The following is a 624-nucleotide window of genomic DNA, read 5'->3' on the forward strand; positions in this document are numbered from 1 at the left end:
AAATATACGTATACTAAAGAAGTTTTCAAATATATATATAACGTACTAGACACTGACATATCCGATATTGAGCAACAAATATCAGATAAAAGATCTGAATTAAACAACTTGCGTAAAAAGTATGAACATGTTTCGGAGTTTTTGCGAGAGACAGGTTATGAAAGCATCCCATCAATTGATGATGCAATAGAAGAATGTGATTTAATCTATGATTCGTTGAACATTGAGCTTCACTCATTAAATAGTAGTATGATGGCAAACTCTGACAATTACAATCAGTTTAAATCGTACCATTCAGAATTCAACCTAAAAATAAAAATGATCGTAAGAAGCATTGAAGAAATAAATTTAAAAAAAGATCAATACATTAGACTTAAAAACGATTATATTAATGACATAAAGAAAATAAAAGCAATTCATTTGGCTAATGAAAAAATTGGCCTTACCCAAGATATTAAATGTAATTGCCCTATTTGTGATAATATAATTACCATTGAGAACGGTGAAGGTGGATTTATCAAATCCAAACCTGAGTCTCTCGATGAAGAATTATTATCATTAGAAAAAAGAGAAAAATCCATTAGCGATCTAATTATTAACCTGACTCATGAACATAGGATTTTG

General features: G+C 29.0%; 1 pseudogene. It reads left to right on the forward strand.

Features of this window, described 5'->3' with window-relative positions:
* A pseudogene (locus IM273_RS22135) lies at nt 1–624 on the forward strand (exonuclease SbcC); the annotation flags it as partial.

Origin of the sequence: Enterobacter cloacae complex sp. P13B, assembly GCF_014895915.1 — a bacterium.
Lineage (GTDB): Bacteria > Pseudomonadota > Gammaproteobacteria > Enterobacterales > Enterobacteriaceae > Enterobacter > Enterobacter bugandensis.